General features: G+C 44.3%; 22 protein-coding genes and 1 pseudogene. 11 read left to right on the top strand and 12 right to left on the bottom strand.

Annotation, left to right across the window (positions count from 1 at the left end; genetic code table 11):
- Nucleotides 1-3: 3 nt before the first annotated feature.
- The 4 genes from L1D60_RS12280 to L1D60_RS12265 are packed head-to-tail and all read right to left on the bottom strand — an operon-like array spanning nucleotide 4 to nucleotide 2,311.
- Nucleotides 4-414, bottom strand: coding sequence for a CBS domain-containing protein (locus L1D60_RS12280; RefSeq protein WP_032551831.1), 411 nt, complete (start codon nucleotides 412-414; stop codon nucleotides 4-6).
- Nucleotides 411-761, bottom strand: a complete 351-nt coding sequence (locus L1D60_RS12275) for a P-II family nitrogen regulator (protein ID WP_239841310.1) — start codon at nucleotides 759-761, stop codon at nucleotides 411-413. The genes L1D60_RS12280 and L1D60_RS12275 overlap by 4 nt, the downstream gene beginning before the upstream one ends.
- Nucleotides 762-1,580, bottom strand: coding sequence for a DUF1538 domain-containing protein (locus L1D60_RS12270; protein ID WP_239841309.1), 819 nt, complete (start codon nucleotides 1,578-1,580; stop codon nucleotides 762-764). It lies immediately after the preceding gene.
- On the bottom strand, nucleotides 1,577-2,311 hold the full coding sequence (locus L1D60_RS12265) for a DUF1538 domain-containing protein (protein WP_239841308.1): 735 nt from the start codon (nucleotides 2,309-2,311) through the stop codon (nucleotides 1,577-1,579). The genes L1D60_RS12270 and L1D60_RS12265 overlap by 4 nt, the downstream gene beginning before the upstream one ends.
- A 302-nt stretch (nucleotides 2,312-2,613) precedes the next feature.
- On the opposite strand from L1D60_RS12265, the gene L1D60_RS12260 reads away from it, so the two are divergent.
- The 5 genes from L1D60_RS12260 to L1D60_RS12240 all read left to right on the top strand — a co-directional run bounded on the left by L1D60_RS12260 (nucleotide 2,614) and on the right by L1D60_RS12240 (nucleotide 7,204).
- Nucleotides 2,614-3,528 (top strand): TIGR01777 family oxidoreductase, encoded by a 915-nt coding sequence (locus L1D60_RS12260; protein WP_239841307.1) that lies wholly within the window; start codon nucleotides 2,614-2,616, stop codon nucleotides 3,526-3,528.
- 47 nt (nucleotides 3,529-3,575) lie between these two features.
- Nucleotides 3,576-4,403, top strand: coding sequence for an SDR family oxidoreductase (locus L1D60_RS12255; RefSeq protein ID WP_239841306.1), 828 nt, complete (start codon nucleotides 3,576-3,578; stop codon nucleotides 4,401-4,403).
- 381 nt (nucleotides 4,404-4,784) lie between these two features.
- Nucleotides 4,785-5,639: a co-chaperone YbbN gene (locus L1D60_RS12250; protein WP_239841305.1), complete on the top strand. Its 855-nt coding sequence runs from the start codon at nucleotides 4,785-4,787 to the stop codon at nucleotides 5,637-5,639.
- A 179-nt stretch (nucleotides 5,640-5,818) separates the two neighbouring features.
- Nucleotides 5,819-6,745 (top strand): SPFH domain-containing protein, encoded by a 927-nt coding sequence (locus tag L1D60_RS12245; RefSeq protein WP_239841304.1) that lies wholly within the window; start codon nucleotides 5,819-5,821, stop codon nucleotides 6,743-6,745.
- A 3-nt stretch (nucleotides 6,746-6,748) separates the two neighbouring features.
- Nucleotides 6,749-7,204, top strand: coding sequence for an NfeD family protein (locus tag L1D60_RS12240; RefSeq protein ID WP_239841303.1), 456 nt, complete (start codon nucleotides 6,749-6,751; stop codon nucleotides 7,202-7,204).
- A gap of 44 nt (nucleotides 7,205-7,248) precedes the next feature.
- On the opposite strand, the gene cueR is transcribed toward L1D60_RS12240, so the two are convergent.
- Nucleotides 7,249-7,638, bottom strand: coding sequence for a Cu(I)-responsive transcriptional regulator (gene cueR, locus L1D60_RS12235; protein WP_239841302.1), 390 nt, complete (start codon nucleotides 7,636-7,638; stop codon nucleotides 7,249-7,251).
- Nucleotides 7,639-7,996: 358 nt separating this feature from the next.
- Between cueR and L1D60_RS12230 the strand changes: the two genes are divergently transcribed.
- Nucleotides 7,997-8,176, top strand: coding sequence for a hypothetical protein (locus tag L1D60_RS12230; RefSeq protein WP_239841515.1), 180 nt, complete (start codon nucleotides 7,997-7,999; stop codon nucleotides 8,174-8,176).
- Nucleotides 8,177-8,224: 48 nt separating this feature from the next.
- On the opposite strand, the gene L1D60_RS12225 is transcribed toward L1D60_RS12230, so the two are convergent.
- The 5 genes and pseudogenes from L1D60_RS12225 to zipA form a co-directional block, all read right to left on the bottom strand.
- Nucleotides 8,225-8,590, bottom strand: coding sequence for a DUF2799 domain-containing protein (locus L1D60_RS12225; protein WP_239841301.1), 366 nt, complete (start codon nucleotides 8,588-8,590; stop codon nucleotides 8,225-8,227).
- A 62-nt stretch (nucleotides 8,591-8,652) separates the two neighbouring features.
- Nucleotides 8,653-10,050, bottom strand: coding sequence for an OprD family porin (locus L1D60_RS12220; protein WP_239841300.1), 1,398 nt, complete (start codon nucleotides 10,048-10,050; stop codon nucleotides 8,653-8,655).
- Nucleotides 10,037-10,138, bottom strand: a pseudogene (locus tag L1D60_RS12215) (DNA ligase); the annotation flags it as partial. The pseudogene L1D60_RS12215 and the gene L1D60_RS12220, both read right to left, overlap by 14 nt.
- A 436-nt stretch (nucleotides 10,139-10,574) precedes the next feature.
- On the bottom strand, nucleotides 10,575-12,587 hold the full coding sequence (ligA, locus tag L1D60_RS12210; RefSeq protein WP_239841299.1) for an NAD-dependent DNA ligase LigA: 2,013 nt from the start codon (nucleotides 12,585-12,587) through the stop codon (nucleotides 10,575-10,577).
- Nucleotides 12,588-12,677: 90 nt separating this feature from the next.
- Nucleotides 12,678-13,685, bottom strand: a complete 1,008-nt coding sequence (zipA, locus tag L1D60_RS12205; protein WP_239841298.1) for a cell division protein ZipA — start codon at nucleotides 13,683-13,685, stop codon at nucleotides 12,678-12,680.
- Nucleotides 13,686-13,919: 234 nt separating this feature from the next.
- On the opposite strand from zipA, the gene cysZ reads away from it, so the two are divergent.
- The 5 genes from cysZ (at nucleotide 13,920) to crr (ending at nucleotide 18,897) form a co-directional block, all read left to right on the top strand.
- Nucleotides 13,920-14,675, top strand: coding sequence for a sulfate transporter CysZ (cysZ, locus tag L1D60_RS12200; protein ID WP_032551818.1), 756 nt, complete (start codon nucleotides 13,920-13,922; stop codon nucleotides 14,673-14,675).
- A 216-nt stretch (nucleotides 14,676-14,891) separates the two neighbouring features.
- Nucleotides 14,892-15,860 (top strand): cysteine synthase A, encoded by a 969-nt coding sequence (cysK, locus tag L1D60_RS12195; protein ID WP_032551817.1) that lies wholly within the window; start codon nucleotides 14,892-14,894, stop codon nucleotides 15,858-15,860.
- 301 nt (nucleotides 15,861-16,161) lie between these two features.
- Complete coding sequence (locus L1D60_RS12190; RefSeq protein WP_032552209.1) at nucleotides 16,162-16,419, top strand: HPr family phosphocarrier protein; 258 nt, start codon at nucleotides 16,162-16,164, stop codon at nucleotides 16,417-16,419.
- 138 nt (nucleotides 16,420-16,557) lie between these two features.
- Nucleotides 16,558-18,282, top strand: coding sequence for a phosphoenolpyruvate-protein phosphotransferase PtsI (gene ptsI / locus L1D60_RS12185; RefSeq protein WP_239841297.1), 1,725 nt, complete (start codon nucleotides 16,558-16,560; stop codon nucleotides 18,280-18,282).
- Between the two features lie 105 nt (nucleotides 18,283-18,387).
- Nucleotides 18,388-18,897, top strand: a complete 510-nt coding sequence (gene crr, locus L1D60_RS12180) for a PTS glucose transporter subunit IIA (RefSeq protein WP_032551815.1) — start codon at nucleotides 18,388-18,390, stop codon at nucleotides 18,895-18,897.
- Between the two features lie 70 nt (nucleotides 18,898-18,967).
- Here crr and L1D60_RS12175 read toward each other — a convergent pair whose 3' ends face one another.
- The gene (locus L1D60_RS12175) at nucleotides 18,968-20,095 is read right to left on the bottom strand and encodes a flagellin (protein WP_239841296.1); all 1,128 of its coding nucleotides are present in this window, start codon (nucleotides 20,093-20,095) and stop codon (nucleotides 18,968-18,970) included.
- A 187-nt stretch (nucleotides 20,096-20,282) separates the two neighbouring features.
- A partial coding sequence (locus L1D60_RS12170) for a flagellin (protein WP_256859724.1) occupies nucleotides 20,283-20,438 on the bottom strand: 156 nt, incomplete at its 5' end.

The raw sequence follows: 20,438 nt of genomic DNA, 5'->3' as shown, positions 1-20,438 counted from the left end.
CACTTACTTTACGTCATCCTTTGCCATACCGTTTATCACGATATTATTGTAACTGACCATACCGATAATTTTTCCTTCTTGAATTACCGGAGCTCTGCTCACACCAAAGCGTTCAAACAATCGCGCGCAATACTTCACGTTCATGTCAGCGGATACACTCAGCGCAGGCTTAGTCATGATTTCGTAAATATTGGTGCGCTGCGGAGCGCGGTTTTTCGCTAACACCTGTTTAGCGATATCATTCATTAACACAATGCCGTACTCATCACCATCGTGACGTTTGTCCACAATCAACGCTTTGACCTGATGTTGCCTTGCCAATCTGATCGCTTCATCAACGGTGATCAGTCCATCCACAATAATGTAGGTATTTGCCATCACGTCAGCGACGCACATCGTTTGTTGTTCGCTCATAGCTTGTCCTCAACAACCTTGGTTAATGTTTCAACTTGGTGAGCCACACCGACCGCATCTTCAACGTCGATCTGTACTGCTATCCCCTGCCCCGACTCTTGGTCGAACTCGCCCACTTCACTAATGGTTTCAAGAATATGACGGGAAAGGTGCTCCTCAACCACAAACAGCAACACATCCTTTTGTACTTCTAGGGTTAGCCCAAAGAAGGTTCGCTTCTGATTGAGTCCTTCTCCACGAGCATTGTTGATTACCGTCGCGCCTGTCGCCCCAGCACCGCGCGCTGCATCGAGAACAATGTCTGTTTTACTATCCTCGACAAAGGCTAAAATGAGTTTGAAACGCATCTAATGCTCCTTCTGTTCTTGTGGTTGTGGTTGAGCTTCTTGGGTTTGAATTTGCTGTGATTGATTGAGCCATTGAGTGATCTGTGCATAACACATCACAGAAATAATGGGGAATAGGCTTGCAAAGGCAATCAGCCCAAAGCCGTCAATAACCGGGTTTCTGCCCGGAACTGTAGAAGCCAAACCGAGCCCGAGTGCGGTGACCAATGGAACTGTCACTGTTGATGTTGTTACCCCACCGGAATCGTATGCCAGAGGCACAATCAGCTTCGGGGCATAAAAAGTCTGAATGACCACCACCACATAGCCACAAATAATGTAGTAATGAATTGGGTCACCGGCGACGATTCGATAACTCCCTAAAGAGATACCAATAGCAACCCCTAACGCGACCGCGATACGCAAGCCGTTGACGCTAATGCTACCACCAGAGACCTGATTTGCCTTGATAGCCACAGCGATGAGAGACGGCTCAGCTATCGTTGTGCTAAAGCCAATAAAGAAAGCAAAAAGATAAACCCAATAATAGTCAAACCAACCGAGTTGCTGACCATCACTGATCTTAAAGTTGCTCAAAAAGTCGGGGGCCGTCAGTTGCATTGCCATCGTCTCCCCCAACGGGAACAGTGCGAGCTCAAGTCCCATTAAAAAGAGGGTTAAACCCAATATGACATAGAAGAAGCCAAGAATAACTCGCATCAGATTCGTCACGGGCTTGCGGAGTACCGCCAACTGAAAGCCAAAGATAATGACAGCAATCGGGATCACATCAGTGACCGTACCCAAGAATGTATCGATGAATAGATTCAGGCTCATCATGCGATCACCATTCCGTACACCATTACGAACATCATTGGCAGAAGGGAAGCAAACGCTATTAATCCAAAGCCATCAATCATCGGATTACGCCCTTTTATCGAAGACGCCAACCCCACCCCCAACGCAGTTACAAGAGGAACAGTAATGGTGGATGTTGTTACCCCACCCGAGTCATAAGCGATGCCGATGATGTTTTCTGGTGCAAACGCGGTAAGAATAACGACACCAACGTAGCCGCCAATAATCATAAAGTGAATTGGCCAACCTTTTAGGATGCGCAGCACACCAAGAACTATGGCTAAGCCTACAGAGAGTGCCACCGTGACTCTTAGACCATTCGCATACTCTTCCATCTCTTGGTGGGAGTTTGGAATCACACCTCCCTCTGCGGCAACTTCTGCAGCCTCATCCGCAACCGCAGTCAACGCAGGCTCTGCAATGGTGGTACCAAAGCCTAGACAGAAGGCAAAAACTAACAGCCAAGCTACGCTGCCTTTACGGGCAAACGCTTGTGCCATCGACTCGCCAATAGGAAAAAGCCCCATTTCCAACCCAAAGATAAAAAAGGTCAGCCCCAATACAACCAGCAGCAATCCAGTCAAAATTGAGAACAAATTGGGTAAAGGCTCTTGGAGCACCACCAACTGAAAGAATGCAATAACAACGACAATAGGCAGCAAGTCTCTTAAGCTACCGAGCATGGCTTTCATCAAAGCGAGTATCGCTGTCATCAAATCTCCTTGGCTATCGAGTTAGTGTGAGTAAATTAACCACACATTGAGTGTCACTTCTCAAATAAGCATGACAAATTATCCTCTGCCGTTATGTGACTCGCATTAAGCACTTCGTAACATATTGAAACATTTTCGCCAAACTGTGAGCACAACCACTCACTAAAGTTAACGCGTTATTTAATCCACTCTTTGCGTTATCACATGAATGAAACCTTATGATCGTTATATAGTTTTCTGCGTATTGGTTGGCAGACTAAAACAAGCCGGGTCTATAATTAATAAATTGAGAGGAGGTTAGTATGAAGATATTGTTGACGGGTGGTACTGGGTTTATTGGCTCAGAATTGATCAAAAGCTGGCAGACAGATGAAGTGACACTGCTCACTCGAGATCCGTCAAAAGCCCAGAGTGCACTCAGCCACCTCAACCAAAATAATCTTCACTACATCACTTCATTGGATGACCTTTCCGATCTCAATAACTTTGATGCTGTAATCAATTTAGCTGGTGAGCCCATTGCCGATAAGCGCTGGAGCTCACAACAGAAAGAGCGTATCTGTCAAAGTCGTTGGCATATTACCGAGAAAATCGTTGAGTTGATTCACGCGAGTACCACTCCACCGAAGGTATTTATTAGTGGCTCAGCCGTCGGTTATTACGGAGATCAACAAGAACACCCTTTTGACGAAGCACTGCATGTTTCAGACGATAGTTTCCCTCATAAAGTGTGTGCGCACTGGGAAGAGATAGCCAAGCGCGCTCAATCAGAAAACACCAGGGTCGTGTTACTCAGAACGGGGATCGTCTTGGGAGAACATGGTGGCGCACTAAAGAAGATGCTCTTACCTTATAAACTTGGCTTGGGTGGGCCGTTGGGATCAGGGAAACAATATATGCCTTGGATCCACCTCCTCGATATGATCAGAGCGATCAATCACCTACTCAACACGCCCCATGCACAAGGGGAATTCAATATGTGCGCGCCTCACCCAGCAACCAACAAGCAGTTCAGTCGCACCTTAGCCAAGCAACTTGGCCGCCCACACATACTGTTCACGCCAAAATGGGCAATGTCTCTAATGATGGGGGAATCCTCTTGCCTATTGTTCGATAGCATTCGCGCCAAGCCAAAGAAACTCACCGAGATGGGTTTTATATTTAGTTACTCAAGAATTGAGCCTGCGTTGAAAAACTTATTACAACATCAAGACTAATTCCTTTAACCTAGGGAAAGGTAACAGACCCTAGGAAAGGAACGACCGTGACGAAATCAATATTGATCACTGGATGCTCAACAGGTATTGGCTACACTTGTGCTCACGCACTCAAAGAAAGGGGCTTTCATGTCATCGCTTCATGCCGTAGCGAACAAGACGTCCTCAAGCTCCAACAGGAGGGGTTAGACTGCGTTCAACTTGATCTCAATAGCGAGCAAAGCATTGAGCAAGGGGTTGAGCAAGCATTCGCATTAGCTCCCAATGGTCTTTATGCCGTGTTTAATAATGGTGCTTACGGCCAACCAGGCGCGCTAGAAGACCTGCCGACACAAGGGCTTCGAGATCAATTCCAAACCAACTTTTTCGGTTGGCATCACCTAATTCGCTTGGTACTTCCTAGCATGCGCAAGCGTGGCGAAGGGCGAATTATTCAAAACAGCTCAGTACTTGGTTTCGCAGCGATGAAATATCGTGGTGCTTACAACGCCTCCAAATTTGCAATTGAAGGGTGGACAGACACTCTTAGGTTGGAGCTCCATGGTAGTGGTATCCATGTTTCATTGCTTCAGCCTGGGCCGATTGAAACAGAGTTTAGACGCAACGCGCTAGTAGCGTTTAACCGTTGGATTAACCCAACCGATAGTGTCCACAGTCAGTACTATCAACAGCAACAACAGAGACTGGAAAACGAAACATCCGGCAACCGTTTCGTATTGCCACCTGAGAGCTGTATCGAGCCTGTCTATCACGCACTCACTGCTGACAGACCTAAATTACGTTATCGAGTCACGACGCCGACGAAGATCTTTGCAGTCCTGAAACGTCTGCTGCCTAACCGTTGGTTAGATCCCATTCTACGTAAAGCAGCCTAACAACAAATAATCGAATAAATCGCAAAAATAATGTAACGATGTAATTTGTTCGTAACAATAAGATGTCATGATTCACATCATAGCATCAAGCGCCCCTGCTTGATGTATCCATTGAAGGTACATTCATGACTCTTAACACCTTAAACTGGGTTGGTGTGAGTGTTGCCATCACCCTGTTTTTACTGTTTTGAGTACTGACAGGAATTGCACCTCCAACCTGATTGGTAATTAACGCTATGCTTTCGCGCTACATAAACGGCGCAGAAAACGTAGCGTTTTTTATTATCTTCACACCCTACTTTCTCTTGCTCTTGTCACCTTGAAGTTCAACCAACTGACCCCATATCATTGTTAGCACTCAATTAAACTCAAGGAACGCCGATGCAATCGCCGCATATTGTTGAACTCAATGAACAGAACTTTCGTCAGGTATTAGAAGGTTCGATGCAGACTCCTGTTCTGATCCATTTTTGGGCACCAATGAGCCAAGAAAGCGCTCAGATCATTCCGGACTTGCAAACGCTAACTCAGCAGTACAATGGTGCATTTACTTTGGCACTATTAAACTGCGAGCAAGAACAAGCAATTGCTAGCCAGTTTGGTGTACAAGCGCTACCTACTATTGCTCTATTCGTTAATGGCCAACCAGTCGATGGCCTAGGCGGTCCGCAAACATTAGAAGCCATTGTTGGTATGTTAAGCAAGCATCTACCTAGCCAAGATGAGTTAGTGCTTCGCCAAGCTCTAGAACAGATGCAAGCAGGAGAACACCTGCAAGCTCTTACTGCGATGCAGCAGTTACCAGAAGAACTCACCGCAAAAGGTGAAGTCAAACTAGCCATTGCAGAGTGCCTTCTTGAGACACAACAGTTTGATCTGGCTGAGGCACAACTTGCTACCATCCCACTGGAGTATCAAGACAATTACTTCAAAGGCTTAGTGGCAAAACTCGAACTTCATAAACAAGCTGCCGATAGCCCTGAAATCCAAGCATTGGAAGCGAGCCTACAATCCAATCCTAGCGATGCGAAAATCGCCGCGGAGCTTGCGCTGCAATATCATCAAGTCAATCGTAGCGAAGAAGCACTTGAACTGTTGTGGTCGTTTCTAATGAAGGACTTAAACGCACTGGATGGCGACATGAAAAAGAGCTTCATGGATATTCTAAGCGCACTCGGTCAAGGTAACGCGAGTGCGAGTAAATACCGTCGACAGCTCTATTCACTGCTATACTAGACTGAATTACTGCGTAATGACTCAATAAAATAATAAGTCAGCCAAACAGAAAAAACTTAAAATGAGCCATAAAATCAATATTTTATGGCTCATTTCTCATTTATAAATTTGCCCAGAGTACAAAATTAAGCCACTATCTTTAAAGTAAAATCAAAGACTCGTTTAAACAAGGATTTTGTATGGCTATTGATACTCTGATTACTATCGGCGGCTTCACCGTTGTTGCCCTTCTATTTATCTTTGCGGGTGTAAAAACCGTTCCTCAGGGGAATAACTGGACCGTTGAACGCTTCGGCCGTTACACCCAAACCCTAAAGCCGGGCTTAAATTTAATCATTCCATTCATTGATGGCATTGGTCAAAAGATCAACATGATGGAGCGCGTATTAGATATTCCAGCACAAGAGGTGATCTCTAAAGATAACGCTAATGTTGTTATCGATGCTGTGTGTTTCGTACAAGTAATCGATGCGGCAAGAGCCGCTTATGAAGTTAACGATCTTGAACACGCGATTCGTAATCTAACACTCACCAACATTCGTACCGTCCTTGGCTCTATGGAGCTCGACGAAATGCTCAGCCAACGTGACATGATCAACAGCAAGCTACTAACCATTGTCGATGAAGCAACCAACCCTTGGGGTGTCAAAGTTACTCGTATCGAAATTAAAGATGTACAACCACCAGCAGACCTTACAGCAGCAATGAACGCTCAAATGAAGGCCGAGCGTAATAAACGTGCTGATATTTTAGAGGCTGAAGGTGTTCGTCAAGCTGAGATCCTAAAGGCTGAAGGTCATAAACAGTCTGAGATCTTAAAAGCTGAAGGTGAAAAACAAGCTGCAATCCTACAAGCAGAAGCGCGTGAACGTGCTGCAGAAGCGGAAGCGAAAGCGACAGAAATGGTGTCAACTGCGATAGCTCAAGGTGACATGCAAGCTGTAAATTACTTTATCGCTCAGGGCTATACCGATGCACTTAAATCGATTGGCCAAGCTGAAAATGGTAAGATCATCATGTTGCCGCTAGAAGCGTCAGGACTCATGGGTTCTGTTGCAGGTATTGCAGAAATGTTTTCACACAAAGGATCGAACAACAAGGAGTAGCGCATGATTGAGCTATTAGATCAGGTAAACCATTGGCACTGGCTTGCTTTTGGCTTACTGCTACTTGGGCTGGAGTTACTAGGTACTGCGGGATATTTTCTCTGGATTGGTATTTCAGCGATGATTGTCGGTACTCTATTGGGTGCCTTACCGCTAAGCTGGCAGATGCAATGGCTCTCTTTCGCTAGCTTCTCTTTAATAACCACTTGGTTATGGTGGCGTAGACAGTTAAAAAGTGATCGTAAATCGGATAAAACCCGAGTACTCAATCAGCGCGATAAACAGCTGATAGGAAAAACAACTCGGCTAGAAGACGACATCCAGAAAGGTCAATGTCGAATCCGGCTCGGTGACACCACTTGGTCAGCCATTGCTGCGACAGATATAACAGCAGGAACCGAAGTCGTTGTGACAGCTGTTGATGGAATTGTTCTTACCATCGCGCCAGTCAACAAGTGAACTCAGGGCCATTAACGCTGCGCACGTGCTAATGGCCTGTTTTCTTACTCATCAACAAGATCATCAATGATCGGGCAATGACTGTTGGTATCCCCTGGACACTTCTCAACCCACCCCTCTAATGTCGTCTTTATTGCCATCAAATCTGCGATTTTTCGATTCACTTCATCCAGCTTGCTTTGAGCTTTCGCTTTAACATCGGCACTTTCTCGGCAAGGATTATCAGCTAAAGCAACCAGCTCTTTGCACTCTTCTAGAGAAAAACCGGCGCTGCGCGCCTTCGCAACCACACTTAACTCTTTTATTTGCTTCTGGGTGTATGTCCGGTAGCCGTTTTCTGATCGCATCGGCTCAGAAATTACGCCCTTATCTTCATAAAGACGAATCGACTTAGTAGATAAATTGGTTAGCTTAGCAACTTCACTTATATTCATGATATTACTCAAATCATTAGCAGAGCGAGGAAGTTTACCCCACTCATACACCATCACATTTAGCTCAAATCATACACTCAAATAGACGTGAGGCGTAGCAAAGATAATAAGAGAAAATAAAGTCTACGAATTATGGTCAGTTTTTCCGGATTTTCAGTTGAAAGAGCAAATTTAAGGAAAGTCACACAACGCAATTTCAATAAGTTACTGATTAATTTACTGAAATAATCCATTGTTATTTTTCATTTAAAATTTATATATTATTTTGATCTTTTATTGACCATGTACATACTGTGATATTAAGCATGACGTTTGAATGCTATTTATTTCATTTTTGGTAAGTAAGAAAAGGATAACAATGATGAAAGTTTTAACTCTAGCGTTAGCAACAGTATTTATGTTTTCGACACCGCTCGCGTTGGCAAATCAAAACGCCGGAAAGGTTTTTGGAGCTGGTGTGCAATGTACATTTAGCGATGGTGTTGTCAAACACCTTCCTCGCGAATTGTGTAAAGCTCATGGTGGTACACATCAATAACAAAAATAGGCAAGCAGGCTACCAAACCTCGCTTGCCTAGTTTTTGGGTTATCGAAACCTGTAGAAATCAGCACCGATAAATGTATCCCAACCTCGTTGCCATTCAGCTTTGAGCATATCTTCATTTGGCATGCCTTCACACTGGCCTGTATACCGAGTACCTCGAATCCCTTTTTCGAACGCTTTAAATGGGTCACAATATTCCGCTTTTCCTTTCAAATAGCCCTCTTTGTATGCGTCTTCATCAAATGGCACTTTCTCTTTAACGCTCTCAAGCGAATCATTGTTTATGGCATAACCATGCAATCCGAAGCGCTCCCCCTGCCCGTACCAAAACTCAGCAGCTGTTTTTGGTGTTTGGCTACAAGCAGATAAAACTAAGGTAAACATTAGAGTGGAAATAATACGTTTCATCAATACCTCCTAGAAAGCAAAAAAGCTGAGCAAATGCCCAGCTTTATCTAATCTAACTTCGATTATTTAACGCCAAATGGAATTGTTAGCGCTAGTTTAAAGTCAGTCTCGTCTTGGAAAGCGTTAGAGTAGCCAGTCCAGTTTGGAGCATCTGAATCGTTGAAGAAGTTAGTGTAGTAGAAGCTAATGTTAGCATCTTTAAGTGCACCAGCCTGGATTGCGTAGTTAGCGAAGAAGCTGTAAGCGTATTCAACTAACTCATCGTAACCATCAGCCTTCGCACCTGCACCGTATGCACCGCTTACACCAGCGCTAAAGCCTGTACCACCAACATCTGAGAAGTCACGAGATGAAGATAGGAAGAACGCATACTCGCCATCGTGGTTAAAGTCAGAGCGGTTGTTCCACCAGATTTCGTACGCACCGTTTGAGCCACCGTATTGCTCAGTCAGACGGTAAGACATGTTACCAACGTTGCCGCGTGTATCTTCTGAATCAGCTACAGTATATGTTGCTTCTGCACGGAAGCTGTACTGACCAACAGATTTAGAGGTTAGTAATGCAGCCTGGAATGCTGTGCTATCGAATTGGTTATCGTCTTCAACAACATAAAGTTGTGGAGACCAGTATAAACCACCGTCTGTTGTACCTTTCACTTTAACGTGGAAGTTTTTACGATCACCGTCTGTTAGAGCACCGTAACCAGTATCAAAAGAGATACCGTTAGCGAGAGTGTAACGAGCACCTACAGAGTAAACATCACCGACGTCTTTACCTGGGCTTCCCCAGAAAGAGCCATCGCGGAACTCGTAAGTTTCTTTAAACCAAGGCGCTTTGTATTGGTCCGCGTAAACCAAACCAACAGATAGGTCACCGAAGTTACCGCCTACTTCACCACCACGGTAAGTACCTGGAGCAAATGACCAGTTAACACCTAGCGTACTTGGCACACTTGGTTGGAAGTAACCAAGTTGAGCATTTACATTTTCGCCAAACTTGAATTTTAGAGCGGCTTTTGCGAAAGAAACACCGTTGTCAGTATTGTAAGAATCACAACCAGTAGCTGCACCATATGCTGAGTCACAATCAAAGAAGTTCATTTCGTGCTCGAAAGAACCGCCTGTCTCTTCACCAGCCCACATGTCGAATGTGCTGTAGATAACCGCATCAAAACCAACCACATCTGCAACATATCCAGAGTGGAAACCTAGGTTAGCGAAGATAGAACCGTGGTCTAAGTTAGTCTTTTTTGGGGTATCGTTGCCGTTAGCGTCAACATCGCCACGATCACGAGCACGCATGAAAAAGTTCAGGTTACCGCTAATCGTTGATTCAGAGAAAAACTCAGATGCTTGGCTAGCATACTCTGGGCCGATAGGATCATTTGCCATTGCTGGAGCAGCTGATAGTGCACCTACCATAGCTGCAGTTAGCGCAGATACTTTGAAAAATTTGTCCATGGAATAAAACTCCTAAAAATGGATATAGCTGTTTGATTATTTCTCACCTAAAGTTGGCCGCCGTAGAGAGAAATACCTTTTCTTGTTTAGAACCTCTAACCGCCCGAGGCTCTTTTTCCTTACTGGGTATACACTGCGTGCATCCATGACAATAAGACTAACTTTGCCCTTAAAAAGATCAATGAGAACTTAATTTTCATCTAAAAAAATATGAGTTGGTGCAAATTTATCTATGACTTAGTGATCCCGATCGACAAAATCCAAACCACATTAATACAACCAAATAAAAAGCATAAAAATCAACCAGTTAATTAAAATTTCATTTTATATAAAGAGATATGACTCGCAAATAAATAAGCATTATTACGCTATTTTCTTAATGTTGAGCAAAGTCACAGACCGAAAATGGCGCATAATATAGCAACAATTTTTTCGAAGTATAAAAAGTCAATGACTGAAGCATGAGAAACAAAAAAGGCACTCCACAATGGGAGTGCCTTTTAGCTTTTTTTAGAGCAGTTTGCTTACGAAAGTAGGTCGATTAAGTCTTGCTCATTTCTTATTTCGATGCCTAAATCTTGTGCCTTTGCTAACTTAGAACCGGCAGCTTCACCAGCAAAAAGAATGTCTGTTTTCTTAGAAACACTGCCTGTTACTTTCGCACCAAGTGCTTGTAATGCGGCTTTAGCCTCGCTACGCCCTAACTGAGATAGCGAACCAGTCAATACGACAGTCTTGCCTTCTAATGGCAGTGACTGTCCCTCTACTGGCGCTTCTATTGCAGGCCAAGTAAGCCCAAGCTCTAAAAGCTTATCAACTACTTCACGGTTTTTCTCTTGCGAGAAGAAGCTTGTAATATGACTAGCAACAATGTCACCAATATCTTGCACTTCTACGAGCTGTTCATGAGTAGCGGCTTGAACCTTATCCAGCGACTTAAAGTGCTGCGCAAGGTTCATCGCCGTTGCCTCACCGACTTCTCGAATGCCCAAAGAGTACAAGAAGCGCGCCAATGTTGTTTCTTTGACTTTATTTAGCGCATTCACCACATTTTGAGCCGACTTAGGTCCCATGCGATCTAATACCGTGAGCACACCTGCACTTAACTTAAAAAGATCTGCTGGGGTTTCAACCATTTCACGGTCAACCAATTGCTCTATGACTTTTTCACCCAAGCCATCAACATCCAAAGCCTTGCGAGACACAAAGTGCTTTAGAGCCTCTTTACGTTGCGCCTGACACACAAGACCACCAGTACAACGCGCGACCGCCTCTCCTTCAACACGCTCGACAGCAGAGCTACATACAGGGCATGCTTCTGGGAAAACAATCTCTTTCGCGCTATCTGGACGACGGTCAGCAACGACAGCAACAATTTGAGGGATAACATCACCTGCACGGCGGATAATCACACTATCCCCAACCATAACCCCTAGGCGCTCTATTTCATCGGCGTTATGCAAGGTCGCGTTACTCACTGTTACACCACCAACAAATACCGGCTCCAGCTTCGCTACAGGTGTAATCGCACCCGTTCGGCCTACTTGGAACTCTACGTCGTTAAGTAAAGTGATCTCTTCTTGTGCTGGGAATTTATACGCTATCGCCCAACGCGGAGCTCTAGCAACAAAACCCAAAACTTCTTGCGCTGCGATATTATCGACTTTGATTACTACGCCATCAATCTCATAAGCCAGAGCATCGCGGCGAGTCATGATATCTTGGTAATACGCTTTTACGTCGTTCAGTGAGCTCAGTTGCTTAGTTTCAGGGCACATAGGTAAGCCCCAACCCTTTAATTGAAGAAAGCGTTGGTAATGGCTCTCAGACAGCTCAGCGCCTTCAACGACACCAACACTGTAAGCGTAAAAGGCCAATGGACGCTTAGCTGTAATACGAGAATCTAACTGACGTAGACTACCTGCAGCCGCGTTACGAGGGTTAACAAAAACCTTTTCGCCTTTTTTCAGCGCTTGCTCATTAAGTTTGTCGAAACCAGCTTTTGGCATAAAGACTTCACCACGCACCTCAATGCGTGTTGGCCAGCCTTTACCTTGAAGCTTCAATGGAATTGAACTGATCGTACGCACGTTTTCAGTGATGTTTTCGCCCGTGGTACCGTCACCACGTGTGGCTGCTTGAACGAGCGTGCCATTTTCATAAAGAAGACTCACCGCTAGGCCATCTAACTTCGGCTCACAACAAAATGTGGTTAGATCAGCCAGAGGAGCACGGTCAGACATGCGCTTATTAAAGGCATCTAGATCTTCGTCAGAGAAAGCATTGTCTAAAGAGAGCATCGGAATTTCGTGTGTCACTTGGGTAAAGCCATCTAGTGGCGCACCGCCAACACGCTGACTTGGCGAGTCTACTGTGACCAGTTCTGGATTTTCTTGCTCAATCTTCAGCAGTTGTTGCATTAATCGATCATATTCTACATCGGGGATCTCTGGGCTATCCTCAACGTAGTAGCGAACGGCATGATAGTGCAGAGTCTCTTTTAACTGCTCTAAAGTACTTTGAATGGATTCTTTCATATCATTCTCTGTCGGATTGAAATATTAAAAAGGGCCCCATCAGGAGCCCTTTCTATCATTATAGATTAACTGTAAGGCTTATATTGACTACTAAGCGCTTTGACTAGTCATAAAATCACGAATTTGTTTACGGTATTCAGACAGGCGGTTTGGTGTCATCAGGTTTCTCGATTCATCCAACACATTACCACCCAAATCGTCAGCAATTTTCTGCGCCGCGCTCAACATCACGTTGAAGTTCTGATCCGCCTGACCGTAGCAAGGCAACGTCATAAAGAATGAAATGCCTTTTGTGGTAAAGTCTGCAGGGTTGTCATGCTCTAACGTACCAGGCTGCATCATATTCGCCACACTAAAGATCACCTTAGGTGTTTCCGCTGCTTCAGCGAAACAGTGATAGATAGACATCTCACCATAGGTTAAGCCGTTGTTTTCCATACTACGGAAAAGCTCAGTACCGACAAATGGCGTCTCGCCCGCACAATGCACATTCAATACAATCACTTCTAAGCCCAAGTCATCTTCTTGTGCTTCTTCAGGCTTCGTTGAAACAGCTGCTTCAACAATTGGCTCAACCTCTTCTTGATGCAAAGGTTGAGTTTCGAAAGCAGGCTCTTGCGACATGGCACCATAGTGCTCTTTAAAGTCGGCGTGACTCTCTTTTTGCTCTTCCGTTAATTCAAAACTTGGAACTGCTGGTTCAACAGGGGCGTCGCTTTGAAGTTCAGGTTCTTCTTTAGCTGGCGTTTCGACGCTGAAAGAAGGCAGGTCATTGAGTTCAAGCTCCTCTTGCTCACTTTTCGCTGATGGGCTTGAAGTTAGAGGATCTGAATCAATCAATGGGTCTGCATTTGTTGGTGATACAGCAAAGTCTGGTTCTTTACGCTCTTTACGAATGATCTCGAAGTCGTCTTCTGGCGCGAAAGAGCGCTCTGGCATTGTGCCCACGTCATCTAAGCTGTCGTTGTCGAGCTTGCCAAGTGGTTTATCACCAAATTTGGCTTTCCCTTCTTTTTTACTCGTCCACAATCCGTGGAACAATAATGCGGCGATCGCTAGTGCGCCAACAATAATGAGTACAAATCGCAATTCCTGCATTTTTCGCTCTCAGCTTTCATAGCCACCCTGAATTTTTGGGTTGCTATATCAGTTAGGTTAATTTGACCAATCTCACTACTGTATCAAAAGTAGCTACTGTTTTAGAACAACTTAATACAATAAGTTCCTCAGTTGGTGTGATTTTCACCACGCTTTTTTTCTTAATATCGGTCGAGTACACTATAGGTGTTTGCTATTTAACCAACTCCTCCTTATGTGAGCTGATATTCCAATATGACTAATTTATCGATTCCTCGCTCTGGCTTCGGCTATTTCATCTTCGGCGCTAAAATCGCTCTCTCTCCAAGTATTCGTAAATTTGTGCTAATGCCCTTACTTGCAAACGTATTGCTGGTTGGCGGCGCGCTGTTTTACATCTTTTCTAACCTCAATACATGGATTGATGGTTGGCTAGAAGGTCTTCCTAGCTTTCTTACTTGGTTGACTTATGTTCTGTGGCCATTGTTAGCACTGACAATACTGGCAACCTTCTCTTACTTCTTCAGTACGTTAGCGAATTTCATCGCTGCGCCATTTAACGGTTTACTGTCAGAGAAGGTAGAAGAGCTATTAACAGGCAAAAAAGTGAATGACGATGGTTTAATGGACGTGGTTAAAGACACACCGCGCATTCTAGCTCGCGAATGGCGAAAGCTCGTTTACACTTTGCCAAAAGCAATCGGTCTTTTCTTACTTCTACTTATTCCTGCACTTGGCCAGACCGTAGCGCCGTTCTTGTGGTTCATCTTTACTGCATGGATGCTAGCAATCCAGTATGCAGATTACCCATTCGATAATCATAAGATCAGCTTTGATGACATGAGAAGCTCATTGAAACAAAAGCAAGGTAAAAGCTACGGTTTTGGTGCTCTCGTCTCTATCTTCACAACCATTCCAATTCTGAATTTGATTGTTGTGCCTGTTGCTGTCTGTGGTGCGACAGCGATGTGGGTGTCTGAACACAAAGGTCAATTTACTCACCTTCGCTAATCTCCCCTATTTCACGCCTATTTTGTTGAATCACTAATTTCTATCAAAATGGGCGTGCATTCTGCTACATATCTATATGATATAACTTTTTAATCCTTTTACCTTTTTTTCAACTTGTTTAATCTAAATTCAACTTAAACAAACATTGAAATAAACGGGACGACTAAGTCATTGATATGCCGCGTTTAGTTCTGTCATCAAATGAAGGAATATTCCATGAGCAAGATTTACGAAGATAACTCCCTTACGATCGGTAACACTCCACTGGTTCGTTTGAACAAAGTAAGTAAAGGTAATGTACTCGCTAAGGTAGAGGCTCGTAACCCAAGCTTCAGTGTTAAGTGTCGTATCGGTGCGAACATGATTTGGGAAGCTGAAAAAGCTGGCACTCTTAAGCCAGGCGTAGAGCTTGTAGAACCAACAAGTGGTAACACAGGTGTGGCTCTTGCTTTTGTTGCGGCTGCTCGTGGTTACAAACTAACGCTAACTATGCCTGAGTCAATGAGCCTAGAGCGTCGTAAGCTGCTTAAAGCACTAGGTGCTAACCTTGAGCTAACAGAAGCGGCTAAAGGTATGAAAGGCGCGATTGCTAAAGCAGAAGAAATTGTGGCAAGCGACCCAGAGAAATACCTACTTCTTCAACAATTCAACAACCCTGCAAACCCAGAAATCCACGAGAAAACGACTGGCCCTGAAATCTGGGAAGCAACAGACGGTGAGATCGACGTGTTTGTAGCAGGTGTAGGTACGGGTGGTACAATTACAGGTACAAGCCGTTACATTAAAGGTGAGAAAGGCAAAGCAATTACTTCTGTAGCGGTTGAGCCAGCAGAATCTCCAGTAATTGCACAAGCACTTGCGGGTGACGAAATTCAACCAGCACCGCACAAAATCCAAGGTATCGGCGCAGGTTTCATCCCTGGTAACCTTGATTTAGAGCTTGTAGACCGTGTTGAATCTGTTACTTCAGAAGAAGCAATCGAAATGGCACAACGCCTAATGGCAGAAGAAGGCATTCTAGCGGGTATCTCTTCTGGTGCAGCAGTCGTTGCAGCAAACCGTCTAGCGGAACTACCTGAATTTGCTGGGAAAACAATTGTTACAGTTTTACCAAGCTCAGGTGAACGATACCTCAGCACAGCCCTGTTTGCCGGCATTTTTACCGACAAAGAGAACCAACAGTAATATGTGGTCAAATCAATATTTGGTCTAAAAAAGCCCCTAATTGGGGCTTTTTTGTTGATCCCTGCCTCACCTTTGGTAATATCACCCCTGTTTTATTTTTCGCTTCAAAATAAAAGAAGCAATAAACCAGATTCTGAAGGTCGTGAGTTCTCGTCAAAAGAGCACCATGGCTGGATAAAATTTTAACCAAACTGTTCAAACACGAACATGGCGTACTACACTCTGGCGCATACGCGTTAAAGAAGTTAAGCTAAACTTGGTTATAAACTTTACAAATAATAAATTAATTGGGGTATATAAAATGTACGAGAAGCAAGTAGAAATCACAGCAGAAAACGGTCTTCACACTCGTCCAGCTGCACAGTTCGTTAAAGAAGCAAAATCTTTCGACGCAGACATCACTGTGACTTCTAACGGTAAAAGCGCAAGCGCTAAAAGCCTATTCAAACTACAAACTCTAGGCCTAGTTAAAGGTACTGTAGTTTCTATTTCTGCTGAAGGCCCACAAGCTCAGCAAGCTGTAGACCACCTAGTTGCTCTAATGGACCAACTACACTAATTCGGTCTTCTTCTTTCAAAGCCATTTTGCCCTGCAAAGTGGCTTTGTTCGAAATAGAACAGAATAAGCTCGGCCAAGTGCCCAGCGGTAAAAGTCACACACTCTCCCGTTTACAGTTGACCAACTTAAGGTAAAGCTATGATTTCAGGTATCCTAGCATCTCCTGGTATTGCTATCGGTAAAGCACTACTACTTCAAGAAGATGAAATCGTTCTAAACACTAACACTATCACTGAAGACCAAGTTGAAGCGGAAGTTCAGCGTTTCTTTGACGCTCGTAACAAATCTTCAGCTCAACTAGAAATTGTTAAGCAAAAAGCGCTTGAGACTTTCGGTGAAGAAAAAGAAGCGATCTTTGAAGGTCACATCATGCTTCTTGAAGATGAAGAGCTAGAGGAAGAAATCCTAGCACTTATCAAGAACGACAAGATGCACGCAGATAACGCAATCCACACTGTTATCGAAGAGCAAGCATCTGCACTTGAGTCACTAGACGACGAATACCTAAAAGAACGTGCAACTGATATCCGTGATATCGGTACTCGTTTTGTTAAAAACGCTCTAGGCATCAACATCGTTTCTCTAAGCGATATCGATGAAGAAGTTATCCTAGCAGCTTACGATCTAACGCCATCTGAAACTGCACAAATCAACCTAGATTACGTACTAGGCTTTGCTTGTGACATCGGCGGTCGTACATCTCACACATCTATCATGGCGCGTTCACTAGAGCTTCCTGCAATCGTTGGTACTAACGATATCACTAAGAAAGTGAAGAATGGCGACATGCTTATTCTTGATGCGATGAATAACAAGATTGTTATCAACCCATCAGAAGCTGAACTTGAAGAAGCGAAAGCAGTTAAAGCTGCATTCCTAGCTGAAAAAGAAGAGCTAGCAAAACTTAAAGATCTACACGCTGAGACTCTAGACGGCCACCGTGTAGAAGTTTGCGGTAACATCGGTACTGTTAAAGACTGTGACGGCATCATCCGTAACGGTGGTGAAGGCGTTGGTCTGTACCGTACTGAATTCCTATTTATGGACCGTGATGCACTTCCTACTGAAGAAGAGCAGTACCAAGCGTACAAAGAAGTTGCGGAAGCAATGAACGGCGAGTCAGTGATCATCCGTACTATGGATATCGGTGGCGACAAAGATCTACCATACATGGATCTTCCAGAAGAGATGAACCCGTTCCTAGGCTGGCGTGCAGTACGTATCAGCTTAGACCGTCGCGAAATCCTACGTGACCAACTACGCGGTATCCTTCGTGCGTCTGCACACGGTAAGCTTCGTATCATGTTCCCAATGATCATCTCTGTAGAAGAGATCCGTGAACTGAAGAAAGCTATCGAAGAGTACAAAGCTGAGCTTCGCGCTGAAGGTCTAGCATTTGACGAAGAGATCGAAATCGGTGTAATGGTTGAAACACCAGCTGCGGCAGCTATCGCACACCACCTAGCGAAGGAAGTTGCTTTCTTCTCTATCGGTACAAACGACCTTACTCAGTACACACTTGCTGTAGACCGTGGTAACGAGATGATTTCTCACCTTTACAACCCACTGTCACCTGCTGTTCTTACAGTAATCAAGCAGGTTATCGATGCGTCTCACGCTGAAGGTAAATGGACAGGTATGTGTGGTGAGCTAGCAGGCGACGAGCGTGCAACTCTGCTTCTACTAGGTATGGGTCTAGATGAGTTCTCTATGAGCGGTATCTCTATCCCTAAAGTTAAGAAAGTAATCCGTAACTCTAACTTCGCAGAAGTAAAAGCTATGGCTGAAGAAGCACTTTCTCTACCAACTGCTGCTGAAATCCAAGCTGTTGTAGACAAATTCATCGCTGAAAAATCTCAGTAATCATCTATGCTTAATCAAATTAGACGGCTAAAAATAGTCGTCTAATTTGCTAGATTGGTATAGTATATTCTACAGAATAAAACTAAACGTTAGGAGCATGACACAATGGGTCTGTTTGACAAACTTAAGAAGCTAGTATCTGATGACAGCGCTGACGCTGGTGCAATCGAAATCATCGCACCTCTTTCTGGTGAAATCGTAAATATCGAAGACGTGCCAGATGTTGTTTTCGCTGAGAAAATCGTTGGTGACGGCATCGCGATCAAACCAGCTGGCGACAAAATGGTAGCTCCAGTTAACGGTACTATCGGTAAAATCTTCGAAACTAACCACGCATTCTCTATCGAGTCTGACGACGGTGTTGAGCTATTCGTTCACTTCGGTATCGATACCGTTGAACTTAAAGGCGAAGGCTTCACTCGTGTAGCAGAAGAAGGCCAAACTGTTAAAGCTGGTGACACTATCATCACTTTCGACCTAGCGCTTCTAGAAGAAAAAGCAAAATCAACTCTTACTCCAGTTGTTATCTCTAACATGGATGAAATCAAAGAGCTGAACAAACTTGCTGGTTCTGTAACTGTAGGTGAAACTCCAGTTCTGAAAGTGACTAAGTAATCTCTACTTAGCATTTCAAAAGTTCAAAAAGCGCAGCCTCACGGCTGCGTTTTTTGTTGTCCTAAGAAAATCACCTCAACAAAGATAATGCAGTGCCAGTGTCTTGGTTTGCTTGTGCAAGCAGCGTTGATGTCGCGCGTTCAAGCATCTGAGATTTGGTTAACTCAGTAGTTAGCTTAGCGTAATCGGTATCTTTGATTTGCCCTTCTGAGTCAGCGATATGATGAAAGGTATTATTAAGGCTATTCATTGTGCGGCTGACGCCATTTTGGAAACCACCGATTTCACTGCGATGCCCATCCACATAACCCAATGCAGCATCAATTACCGCAACCCCAAGCTGGGCACCACCAACCGTCGTCATATCCACGTCATCTAATGATATTGCCTGAGAATCATCAAAATTAAAGACATTCGCGGCACTACCTGTGACTTCGAAACCTTGAGGTGAATCTGCATGGGCTGAAAATAATTGCAGCTGATGTTCCTCGTTCACCGAAGCTCTAACCACATCCTGCTGGCCGTTAATATAGGTGGCTACCTGATAGATATCATCGCCCTCTTTGAGCTTAAAATCGAGCGCCTGCGACTCGTCATTGCTATCTTGATAGCTGACACTTAAGTCTTGATTATTAGCGGTAACACGCCAATTCTCATCCACATTGCTGCTTGCTTCAGTAAAATATCCGCCCATTTGTGGGATATTGGTGTACATACTCTTTAGCGTCAGGGAGACTGCGTTCGAGTCGGGACTAAGGTTAAAGTTACGCTTACCAAAAGAGCCATTAAATAGTTCATCCCCGGCAAAGGTCGTTGATGATGCAATACGATCGAGATCGTCGATCAACGCCTCCGATTCAATCTGGATACTTTCGCGTTCATCTTGACTTAATGCACCATTGGACGCCTGTAATCCGAAATCACGGAGCTTTTGAAGCATGTTGGTACTTTCGTGCAACGCGCCTTCGGCGGTTTGTGCGATAGAATTCGCATTGGTCGCATTCGACAGCGCAGTATCAATGCCTCGAGTCTGAGCTTTAAGTCGATTGGCTATTTGAAGGCCTGCGGCGTCATCACTCCCCGCATTGATACGAGAGCCTGACTGCAGCTTTGATTGAGCGTCAACGGCTTGGCCTTGTGCTTCACCAAGATGTCGCTGAGCGATTGAGGAAGATATATTTGTTTGTATCGATACCATTAAGTTGTATTCCGTTTAGTTAGGTTTACCCCAACTCACCGCTTGTGTTGTCCCTTCAACACAAATTGCATACACCTGAATGATACTGCCCACATCATTAATACAATTCATTATTCGGTAAATTCACTCAATAAAAAGAAAGCTAGGTGTTTGACCACCTAGCTTTCAATTTTAATTTTGCTTTCAATTAGCCAAGTAGGCTAAGTGCTGAGTTCGGTGCTTGCTTCGCTTGAGCAAGAATCGAGCTAGACGCTTGAGAAAGAATTTGCGACTTAGTCATTTGCGTCGTTTCTTTCGCGAAGTCTGTGTCTTTAATACGGCTCTTAGATGCATTCACGTTTTC

The sequence above is a fragment of the Vibrio sp. Isolate30 genome (assembly GCF_022397975.1).
In the GTDB taxonomy this organism is placed as follows: domain Bacteria; phylum Pseudomonadota; class Gammaproteobacteria; order Enterobacterales; family Vibrionaceae; genus Vibrio; species Vibrio fortis.
Note: the sequence above shows the minus strand (reverse complement) of the source record. Positions and strands in the feature narration are given on the sequence as shown.